At 75.1% G+C, this 11,397-nt stretch carries 1 protein-coding gene; it reads right to left on the bottom strand.

Going from position 1 to position 11,397, the window contains the following annotated elements; genetic code table 11:
- Nucleotides 1–68: 68 nt before the first annotated feature.
- Nucleotides 69–11,318, bottom strand: a complete 11,250-nt coding sequence (locus tag C7M71_RS25725) for a type I polyketide synthase (protein WP_407676001.1) — start codon at nucleotides 11,316–11,318, stop codon at nucleotides 69–71.
- Between the last annotated feature and the right edge of the window lie 79 nt (nucleotides 11,319–11,397).

Raw genomic sequence — 11,397 nt, 5'->3', positions numbered from 1 at the left:
TCGTCGTCAGCCACGAACGCCACATCCTCCAGCCGAGCCGAGCGGTTTCCGTTGTCCCAACGTGTCGATCACGACGTGCCGAGTTCCTTGTCAATGAGGTCGAACAGCTCGCTCGCCGTCTCGACCGATGCGAGGGCCGCGTCGTCGTCCGGGTCCTGCTCCGGGACCGCCCCGCCCAGGGGGGCGCCGGTGCCCGGCTTCTCCTGCCACCGGGCCGCCAGCTCCCGCAGCCGGGCGGCGACCGTGGAGCGGTCCTCGCCGTCCAGGGCGGTGCTGCCGAGTACGGCCTCCAAGCGGTCCAGCTCGCCGAGGAGGGTCTGCGCGCCGCCGGGGGCGTCGGGCAGCTCGATCTCGGTCAGCAACTGGCCGACCAGACCCAGCGGTGTCGGGTAGTCGAAGACCAGGGTGGCCGGCAGCCGCAGCCCGGTGACCGCGTTGAGGCGGTTGCGGAGTTCGACGGCGGTCAGCGAGTCGAAGCCCAGCTCCTTGAAGGTCTGCTCGGGCTCGATCTCATCGGCCGAGGAGTACCCGAGCACGGCGGCCACCTGCGCGGAGAGCAGGTCCAGCAGCAACTGCTCGCGGTCGGCCGGGGACAGCGCCGCCAGCCGCTCCGCCAGGTCGGGGCCGCTCGCGGCGCCGCTTCCGGAGCCGGACGCGCCGGCCTCGGCGGTGCGGCGGGGCCGCCTGCGGACCAGGCCCTGGAGCAGCAGCGGCAGCGCCTCGGGACGGTCCCGCATGGACGCCAGGTCGAGGTCCATCGGCAGCAGCACCGCGCGGCCCAGGTCGGAGGCGGTGTCCAGCAGTTCCATGCCCTGGTCCGGGCCCAGCGGGACCATGCCGGTCCTGGCGTGGCGCCGGCGGTCGGCCTCGGTCAGCTCGCCGGTCATCCCGGCGTCCGCCACCCAGGTGCCCCAGGCGAGCGAGGTGGCGGGGAGGCCCAGGCCGAGCCGGTGGTGGGCCAGCCCGTCGAGGAAGGCGTTGGCGGCCGAGTAGTTGGCCTGCCCGGCGCCGCCGAAGGTGCCCGCCACCGAGGAGAAGACCGTGAACCGGGCCAGGTCAGCGTCCCGGGTCAGCTCATGCAGATTGACCACCGCGTCGACCTTCGGCCGCAGCGCCCGGTCGAGCTGGTCCGGGGTCATCGAGGTGACCACCCCGTCCGCCAGCACCCCGGCGGTGTGCACCACCTCGGTCAGCGGATGGGTCGGCGGGATCGCCGCCAGCAGCGCCGCCAGGGCGTCCCGGTCGGCCACGTCGCAGGCGGCGATGGTGACCTCGGCACCCAGCGCGGTCAGCTCCGCGTGCAGCTCCGCAGCCCCGGGGGCGTCCGGACCGCGCCGGCCGGCCAGCACCAGGTGCCGTACGCCGCGCTCGGCGACCAGATGACGGGCCGTTACCTTGCCCAGCCCGCCCAGGCCGCCGGTGAGCAGCACGGTCCCCTCCGGGTCGGCGGACACGGGCACGGTGAGGACCACCTTGCCGATGTGCCGGGCCTGGCTGAGGAACCGGAACGCCTCCGGGGCCTGCCGGACGTCCCAGGTGGTCAGCGGCAGCGGTCGCAGTACGCCCTGCTCGAAGAGGGCGACCAGCTCGGCCAGCATCTCGCCGATCCGCTCCGGGCCCGCCTCCACCAGGTCGAACGCCCGGTAGGCGACGCCCGGGTGGTCGGTGGCGACCCGCTGCGGATCGCGGACGTCGGTCTTGCCCATCTCCAGGAACCGCCCACCGCGCGGCAGCAGCCGCAGCGAGGCGTCCACGAACTCCCGGGCCAGCGAGTCCAGGACGACATCCACGCCCCGGCCGCCGGTGGCGGCCAGGAACGCCTTCTCGAAGTCCAGGTCGCGGGAGGAGGCGAGGTGCGCGTCGTCCAGACCCGCCGAGCGCAGCGCGTCCCACTTGCCGGGCGAGGCGGTGCCGAAGACCTCGGCGCCCAGGTGGCGGGCGAGCTGCACCGCCGCCGTACCGACGCCGCCCGCCGCCGCGTGGACCAGCACCGACTGCCCGGCGCTCAGCCCGCCCAGGTCCACCAGCGCGTAGTAGGCGGTGAGGTAGACGATCGGCACGGTCGCCGCCTCGGCGAACGACCAGCCCTGCGGGATGCGCGCCACCATGCGCTCATCGGCCACCGCGAGCGGCCCGAAGGCCCCCGCGAACATGCCCATGACGCGGTCGCCGGGGGCCAGCCCGGTCACCTCGGCGCCGACCTCGGTCACCACCCCGGCCCCCTCCAGGCCGATGGCGGTGGCATCGCCCGGGTACATGCCCAGCGCGGTCAGCACATCGCGGAAGTTGACGCCTGCGGCCCGCACCGCGATCCGGACCTCGCGGGGGGCGAGGGGCTGGACGGCGTCGGGGCACTCGGCCAGGCGCAGGCTCTCCAGGGTGCCCTTCCGCTCGATGCCCAGCCGCCAGGCGGCGGCCCCCTCGGGCGGGGTGAGCGACTGCTCGGCCGCGACCCGGGCGATCCGGGGCGCGTACACGGCCCCGCTGCGCACCGCCAGTTCGGGTTCGCCCGAGGCCAGCGCCCCCGGCACCGCCGCCGGTGAACCAGCGGCCCCGTCGAGGTCCAGCAGCAGGAACCGGCCGGGGTTCTCCGACCGCGCCGCCCGCACCAGGCCCCAGACGGCGGCCTGTACCGGATCGGGCCGCCGGTGTCCGGCGTCCGTCGCCTCCCGGGTGACCACGGCCAGCCGGGCATGGGCGAACCGGGGCTCGGCCAGCCACTGCTGGACCAGGGCCAGGGTCTCGCGGGCCACCGCGTGGGTGGCCGCCGCCAGGTCACCGGCCTCCCGGTCCGGGGTGCCGGGCAGGGCGAGCAGCACCGTCTCGGGGATCTCCGCCCCGGAGCGGGCCAGCGCGGCCAGGTCGGCGTGGACCCGTACCGGGAACCCGGCGGCGTCCAGGGCGTCACCCAACTCGACCGCCCGGTCGGCCCCGACCACCGTCCAGGCGCCCGGTGCGGGAGCGGTGGCGGCGGCGGGCACCGTGGCCCAGTCCAGCGCGAAGAGCGCGTCATGGTGCGTGCCGCCCGCCGGGCCGCCGGCCAGGTCACCGGTGAGTTCACGCAGGGTCAGCGCGCCGATGGAGGCCACCGGTCGGCCTGCCGGGTCGGCCAGCGCGAGGGAGATGGACTCGGGCCCCTCCTGGACCATCCGCAGCCGCAGCGCCCTGGCGCCGACCGCCTCGACCGACACCCCGCTCCAGGAGAACGGCAGCCGGTCGGCGTCCTCCAGCGGCACATACATCACCGCGTGCAGCGCCGCGTCCAGCAGCGCCGGGTGCAGGCCGAACGCGGCGGCGTCCGGGTCGTGCCCCTCCGGGAGGGCGACCTCGGCGAACACCTCGTCACCGCGCAGCCAGACCGACTTCAGCCCCTGGAAGAGCGGACCGTAGAGGTGGCCGCGCTCGGCGAACCGCTCATAGAAGCCGTCCAGCGGCACCGCAACCGCGTCCTGCGGCGGCCAGACGGCGAAGTCATACGGCCGCTGCCCGTCCTCCGGCGCGGCCGTGCTGCCTGCGGCCAGCAGCCCGGCGGCGTTGAGCGTCCACGGCTGCTCCTCGGGCGCGTCCTCGGGGCGCGAGTACACGCTCAGCGCGCGGCTGCCGGACGCATCCGGTGCCTCCACGCGCAGCTGGGTGCGGACCGCACCGTGCTCGGGCAGCGTCAGCGGGGTGAGGATGGTCAGCTCCTCCACCCGCTCGCAGCCCAGCTGGTCGGCCGCGTGCAGGGCCAGTTCCAGGAAGCCCGTGGCGGGGAAGAGCGCGGTGCTGGTCAGCGCGTGGTCGGCCAGCCAGGGGTGAGTCCGCAGCGACAGCCTGCCGGTGAAGAGGAACTCCTCGCCCCCGGCCATGCCGACCGCCGCACCCAGCAGCGGGTGGTTCGCCGACCCGAGCCCGACCGAGCCGACATCGCCCAGCAGCACGGGGGGCTTCGGCCAGAACCGCTGCCGCTGGAAGGCGTACGTCGGCAGGGCGACCGTGCGGGCGCCGCTGCCCTGGAAGGCCGCCGCCCAGTCGAGTCCGACGCCCTTGGTGAACGCCTGGGCCAGGGCGGTGAGCAGCGCGGCCGTCTCCGGGCGGTCCTTGCGCAGCGCCGGGACCAGCAGATGGTCGGTGCCCTCCACGCAGCCCTGGGCCATGGCGGTCAGGGTGCCGTCGGGGCCCAGCTCGACATAGCGGGTGACGCCGTGCTGCTCCAGCCAGCCGATGCCGTCGGCGAAGCGGACGGCCTGCCGGACATGGCGCACCCAGTACTCGGGGGAGGTCAACTCCTCGGCCGTGGCCAGTTCTCCGGTGACATTGGAGACCACGGCCATCCGGGGCTGGTGGTACTCCACGCTCTCCGCAACCGCCCGGAAGTCCGCCAACATGGGCTCCATCCGGGGGGAGTGGAAGGCGTGGCTGACCCGCACCCGCTTGGTCTTGCGGCCCTGCCGCTCCAACTCCCCGGCGACCTCCAGGACGGCGGCTTCATCGCCCGCGATCACGGTGGCGGTCGGGCCGTTCAGCGCCGCGATACTCACCTCGGCCTCACGGCCCGCCAGCAGCGGCAGCACCTCAGCCTCGGACGCCTGCACCGACACCATCGCCCCACCGGACGGCAGCGCCTGCATCAGACGGCCACGCGCCACCACCAGCCGGCACGCATCCTCCAGCGACAGCACGCCCGCCACATGCGCAGCCGCCAGCTCACCGATCGAGTGGCCGACCAGATAATCCGCCCGGACGCCCCAGGACTCCAGCAGCCGGAACAGCGCCACCTCCACCGCGAACAACGCGGGCTGAGTCAACCCGGTCTCGTTCAGCAGGTCAGCGTCGGCACCGAAGACCACCTCACGCAGCGAACGCCCCAACTCCCCATCCACCCACGCACACACCGCATCAAACGCCTCAGCGAAGACCGGGAACGCCTCATACAACCCACGCCCCATCCCCACCCGCTGCGCACCCTGCCCGGTGAAGAGCAGCGCCGTCTTGCCCTCGGCCCGCGCCGACCCGGCGACCACGCCCGCAGCGGACTCGCCAGCGGCCACGGACTCCAGCCCGCGCAGCAGCTCGGCCCGCCCCGCACCCAGCACCACCGCGCGGTGGTCGAAGACCGCCCGCGTCGCGGCCAGCGAGCGGCCGAGGTCGCGCGGCTCCTGGTCCGGGTGGGCCGCCAGGTGCGCCAGCAGCCGTTCCGCCTGGGCCCGCAGGGCGGTACGGCTCTTGGCCGTCACCACCCACGGCACCACGGGCAGCGGCGCCGATGCGTCGACCTGGTCCGCAGTCTCGGCGGCCGGGGCTTCCTCCAGGATCAGGTGGGCGTTGGTACCGCTGATGCCGAAGGAGGAGACCCCGGCCCGGCGCGGCCGGTCGCCGCTCTCCGGCCACGGGGTGTTCTCGGTCAGCAGCCGGACCCGGCCCGCCGTCCAGTCCACATGGGACGAGGGCGCGTCCACATGCAGGGTCTGCGGCAGCACACCGTGCTGCATGGCCAGCACCATCTTGATCACCCCGGCGACGCCGGCGCCCGCCTGGGTGTGCCCGACATTGGACTTGATCGACCCCAGCCAGAGCGGCCGGTCCTCGGCCCGGCCCTGGCCATAGGTCGCCAGCACCGCCTGCGCCTCGATCGGGTCGCCCAGCGTGGTCCCGGTGCCATGCGCCTCCACCGCGTCCACCTCCGACGGCGACAGTCCAGCACCGGCCAGCGCCGCCCGGATCACCCGCTGCTGCGCGGGGCCGTTGGGGGCGCTCAGGCCGTTGGAGGCGCCGTCCTGGTTGACGGCGGAGCCGCGTACCAGCGCCAGCACCCGGTGCCCGTTGCGGCGGGCGTCGGAGAGCCGCTCGACCAGCAGCATGCCGCCGCCCTCGGAGAAGCCGGTGCCGTCGGCGGCGTCGGCGAACGCCTTGCAGCGGCCGTCGGCGGCGAGGCCGCGCTGCCGGCTGAAGTCGAGGAAGAGTCCGGGCGAGGCCATCACGGTGAGTCCGCCCGCCAGCGCCAGGTCGCACTCCCCGGAGCGCAGCGACTGCACGGCCAGGTGCAGCGCCACCAGCGAGGCGGAGCACGCGGTGTCGACCGTCACCGCCGGGCCTTCCAGCCCGAAGGTGTAGGAGAGCCGCCCGGACACCACGCTGGCGGCGTTGCCGGTGAGCAGATACCCCTCGTAGTCCTCGCCCGAGGCGGCCAGCATCCCGGTGTAGTCCTGGCCGTTGGTGCCCGCGAAGACGCCGGTCCGGCTGCCGCGCAGGGAGGCGGGGTCGATTTCGGCCCGTTCGAAGGTCTCCCAGGCGATCTCCAGCAGCAGCCGCTGCTGGGGGTCCATGGCGACGGCCTCACGCGGCGAGATCCCGAAGAAGGCCGGGTCGAACCCGCCGGCGTCGTGCAGGAAGCCGCCCTCGCGGGTGTAGACGGCGCCGGGCTTTCCGGGCTCGGGGTCGTAGAGCGCGTCAAGGTCCCAGCCCCGGTCGGTGGGGAACGGCACCAGCGCTTCCGCGCCGTCGTGCAGCATCCGCCACAGCTGCTCCGGGGTGTGCACCTCCCCGGGGAAGCGGCAGCTCATGGCGACGATGGCGATCGGGTCGTCCTCGGCGGCGGCGGACGGCGCCAGCGCCGCCCGCCCCTGCGGCTCCGGCGTGCCCGGCTGGGTGCCGGACACCTCGGTGCGGACGAAGCGGGCCAGTCCCGTGCAGGTCGGGTAGTCGAAGACCAGGGTGGCGGGCAGCCGAAGGCCGGTCAGCCGGTTCATGCTGTTGCGCAGTTCGACCGCGCTGAGCGAGTCGATCCCCAGGTCGGTGAAGGGCCGGTCGGGGTCGACCGCGTCCGGCGACGGGTAGCCGAGGACGGTCGCCACGCAGGCGCGTACGACGTCCAGCACGGCGCCGTCGCGCTCGAACTCGGGCAGGTCGGCCAGGTGGCGGTGGAGCGAGGAGGCGTCCGGGCCGTCACCGGCTGCGGGGGCCGTCTGCGCTGCGGCGTCCAGTGCGCGCCGGGCGTCGGGCAGGTCGCGGAGCAGGGCGCTGGGCCGGGGGCCGGTGAAGGCGACGGCGTAGGTGTCCCAGCGGATGTCGGTGACCACCACGGCGGTGTCGGCGTGGTCCAGGGCCCGGCCGAGGGCGATGCAGGCCAGGTCGGGCGCCATCGGGTGGACGCCGTAGCGGCGCATCCGGTCGCCCGCCGCGTCCTGCACCATGCCGCCCTCGGCCCACAGGCCCCAGGCGACGGCGGTGGCCGGGAGGCCGGCGGCCCGGCGCTGCTGGGCCAGGGCGTCCAGGAAGGCGTTGCCCGGGGCGTAGTTGCCGAGGCCGGCGCCGCTGATGACTCCGGCGGTGGAGGAGAACATCACAAAGGCCGACAGGTCCAGGTCCCTGGTCAGCTCATGCAGGTTGAGCGCGGCCGTGACCTTGCCGCGCAGGATCGGGTCCATCCGGGCCGGGTCGAGCGAGTCGATCACGCCGTCGTCCAGCGAACCGGCGGCGTGCACCACAGCCCCGAGCGGGTACTGCTCGGGCACCGCGTCCAGCAGCGCGCGCAGCGCGTCGCGGTCCGCGACATCGCAGGCGGCGATGGTGACCTGGCAGCCCAGCGCGGCCAGTTCGGCGCGCAGTTCGGCCGCGCCGGGCGCGTCGGGGCCCCGGCGGCTGGTCAGCAGCAGATGCTCGGCGCCGCGTCCGGCGAGCCAGCGGGCGACATGGCCGCCGAGCGCTCCGGTGCCGCCGGTGACCAGGACGGTGCCGCGCGGACGCCAGACCTCCGCCGAGGCGTCGGTCTGCGGCGCCCGGACCAGGCGGCGGCCGAAGGTCCCGGAGGCGCGGATCGCGATCTGGTCCTCGCCGTCGGGTGCGGCGAGGGCTGCGCAGAGCCGGGCCCCGGCGCGGGAGTCCAGGGTGGGCGGCAGGTCGACCAGGCCGCCCCAGCGCTCGGAGTGCTCCAGCGCCGCGACCCGGCCGAGGCCCCAGACCAGGGACTGCGCCGGGGCGGCGACCGTCTCGGAGCGGCCGGTCGCCACGGCGCCACGGGTGCCGCACCAGAGCGGAGCGTCGACCCCGAGGTCGCCGAGCGACTGCACCAGGGCGAGGGTGCCGGCCAGGCCAAGCGGCACGGCCGGGTGGTCGGGGTGCGGGCGTTCGTCCAGGGCCAGCAGCGAGAGCACACCGGAGATCCGCCGGGTCTCCTCGCCGTCGCCGTCGCCGTCGCCGTCACCGTCACCGTCGCCGTCACCGTGGCCGAGTGCGGACCGCAGCCGCGCGGTCAGCTGCTCGCGGCCCGGCTCGCCCTCGTCGTCGTCGGCGAGCCGGACCAGTACGGTGTGCTGCGCCCCGCCGGTCCGCAGCGCCTTCTCGGCGGCGGTCGCCAGGTCGTCGTACCCGGCGGTGTCTGCCGGGACGACAAGCAGCCAGGTCCCGGAGAGCGGGCCCGGGGTGGCACGCCCGGTCAGCGGCGCCCAGGTGACGGTGTAGCGCCAGGCGTCGGTGGTGGACCGCTCACGGCTGCTGCGGCGCCAGGTGGACAGGGCGGGCAGTACGGCGCTCAGCGGCGCGTCGCCGCCGAGGGAGCCGAGGTCGAGGGCGCCGGTCAGCGCTTCCAGGTCCTCCTGCTCGACGGTCTCCCAGAAACGCGCCTCCACGGAGTCCGCGGTGAGCGCGCCGTCCCCGGCCGCCGCTGCGGCGGCCTCGCGGACCTTCGGCCAGTAGCGCTGCCGCTGGAAGGCATAGGTCGGCAGGTCCACCCGGTGTGCACCGCTGCCCGCGAAGACGGCCCGCCAGTCCACCGGTACGCCCTGGACATGGGCCTCCGCGACCGAGGTGAGGAACCGGTCCAGGCCGCCCCGGCCGCGCCGCAGCGAGCCCAGCGCCGCCGCGTCCACGCCCACGGCGTCCACGGTCTCCCGCAGTCCCACCGCCAGCACCGGATGCGGGCTCACCTCGATGAACGACCGGTGGCCGTCCGCCAGCAGGCCCCGCACCGCCTCCTCGAACCGCACCGTCTCCCGCAGGTTGGTGTACCAGTACTCCGGGCCCAGCTCCGCCGTGTCCTGCCAACCGCCGGTCACCGACGAGCAGAACGGCACCTCGGCGGCGCGCGGCGTGATGCCGGACAGCGCCTCCAGCACCTCGTCGCGGATCGCCTCCACCTGCGCCGAGTGCGAGCCGTAGTCCACGGCGACCTTCCGCGCCCGCACCCCCTCGCCGGTGAGCGCGGTGAACAGCTCGTCCAGCGCGGCGGCCTCACCCGAGACCACCACCGACCCGGGCCCGTTCACCGCGGCGACCGCCAGCCGCTCGCCCCACGGCCGGATGCGCTCCCGCACCACCTCGGCCGCCAGCGGAACCGACACCATGCCGCCCGCACCGGTGATGCCCACGATCGCCCGGCTGCGCAGCGCGACCACCCGGGCCCCGTCCTCCAGGGAGAGCGCGCCCGCCACGCAGGCGGCGGCGATCTCGCCCTGCGAGTGGCCCACCACGGCGGCCGGGACCACACCGAACGACCGCCAGAGCTCCGCCAGCGAGACCATCACCGCCCACAGCACGGGCTGGACCACATCCACCCGCTCCAGCTCCGCAGGGTCCCCCTCGCCCCGCAGCACCGCCGTCAGCGACCAGTCCACAAACGGCCGCAGCGCCCACTCGCACTCCGCGATCCGGTCCGCGAACACCACCGAGGCGTCCAGCAGTTCCCGCGCCATGCCCACCCACTGCGCGCCCTGGCCGGGGAAGACGAAGACAGGCCCGGCGCTCTCCCGGGCGACGCCGCGCACCACGTCGGCGCCGGTGACGAGGCCGTCCTCGGCGAGCGAGCGCAGCGCCGGGTCGAGCGCGTCCCGGTCGGCGGCCAGCACCACGGCCCGGTGCTCGAAGGCCGAACGCGACGTGGCCAGTGAGAACCCGAGGTCGGCCAGGCTCTGCCCGCCGTTGCCGAGCAGATGTGCGTGCAGCCGCGCGGCCTGGGCCCGCAGCGCCTCCTCGGTACGCCCGGAGAGGACGACCGGCACGACCGGCAGCACCTCGCCGCCGGTGGCGGCCGGGGCACCGGCCGCGCGGCCGAACCCGCCGGGCAGTTCGGCGTCCGGCGCGGGCGGCTGCTCGATGATGACGTGCGCATTGGTGCCGCTCATGCCGAACGAGGAGACCCCGGCCCGGCGCGGTCGGCCGGTCTCCGGCCAGGGCACGGGCTCGGTGAGCAGGCGTACGTCGCCGGCCGACCAGTCGACGTGCGGGCTCGGGTGCTCCGCGTACAGGGTCTGCGGCAGCAGGCCGTTGTTGAGGGCCATGACCATCTTGATGACGCCGCCGACCCCGGCGGCGGCCTGGCTGTGGCCGATGTTGGACTTCAGCGACCCGAGCCAGAGCGGCCGGTCCTGGTCGCGGTCCTGGCCGTAGGCGGCGATCAGCGCCTGCGCCTCGATGGGGTCACCGAGGGTGGTACCGGTGCCATGCGCCTCCACCGCGTCGACGTCCTGCGGTGCCAGCCGGGCGGCGGCCAGGGCCTGCCGGATCACCCGCTGCTGGGAGGGGCCGTTGGGGGCGGTCAGGCCGTTGGAGGCGCCGTCCTGGTTGAGTGCGCTGCCCCGTACGACGGCGAGCACGGTGTGGCCGTTGCGCCGCGCGTCGGAGAGCCGCTCCACCACGACCATGCCGACGCCCTCGGCCCAACTGGCACCGTCCGCGTCGGCGGAGAAGGGCTTGCACCGGCCGTCCTCGGCCAGCGCCCGCTGCCGGCTGAACTCGATCAGCGAGCCGGGGGTGGACATCACGGTGACGCCACCGGCCAGCGCCAGGTCGCATTCGCCCTGCCGCAGCGCCTGCGCGGCCAGGTGCAGCGCGACCAGCGAGGACGAGCAGGCGGTGTCGACGGAGACGGCCGGGCCTTCCAGCCCGAGGGCGTAGGAGATACGGCCGGAGAGCACGCTCGGCGAGTTGCCGGTGCCGACATAGCCCTCGAAGCTGTCCTCGGCCGCCGCCAGGATGGTGACGTAGTCCTGGTAGGTGACCCCGGCGAAGACGCCGGTCTGGCTGCCGCGTGCCGCCAGCGGGTCGATGCCCGCCCGCTCCAGGGCCTCCCAGGAGGTCTCCAGCAGCAGCCGCTGCTGCGGGTCCATGGAGAGCGCCTCACGCGGGCTGATCGCGAAGAAGCCCGGGTCGAACCGGCTGGCGTCGTGCAGGAACCCGCCCTCGCGGGTGTAGACGGTGCCCGCGTGGTCCGGGTCGGGGTGGTAGAGCCGGTCGGGGTCCCAGCCCCGGTCGGCGGGGAGCGGGGAGATCCCGTCGCCGCCGGTGGCGACCAGCTCCCACAGGTCCTCGGGGGTGCGGATGCCGCCGGGGTAGCGGCAGGCCATGCCGACGATGACGATGGGGTCGTCGTCGACCAGGGTGGCCGGCAGCGCGGGTACGGCCGTGTCGGGCTGCTCGCCGAAG

It is taken from the genome of Peterkaempfera bronchialis (assembly GCF_003258605.2).
Taxonomy (GTDB): Bacteria; Actinomycetota; Actinomycetes; order Streptomycetales; family Streptomycetaceae; genus Peterkaempfera; species Peterkaempfera bronchialis.
Note: the sequence above shows the minus strand (reverse complement) of the source record. Positions and strands in the feature narration are given on the sequence as shown.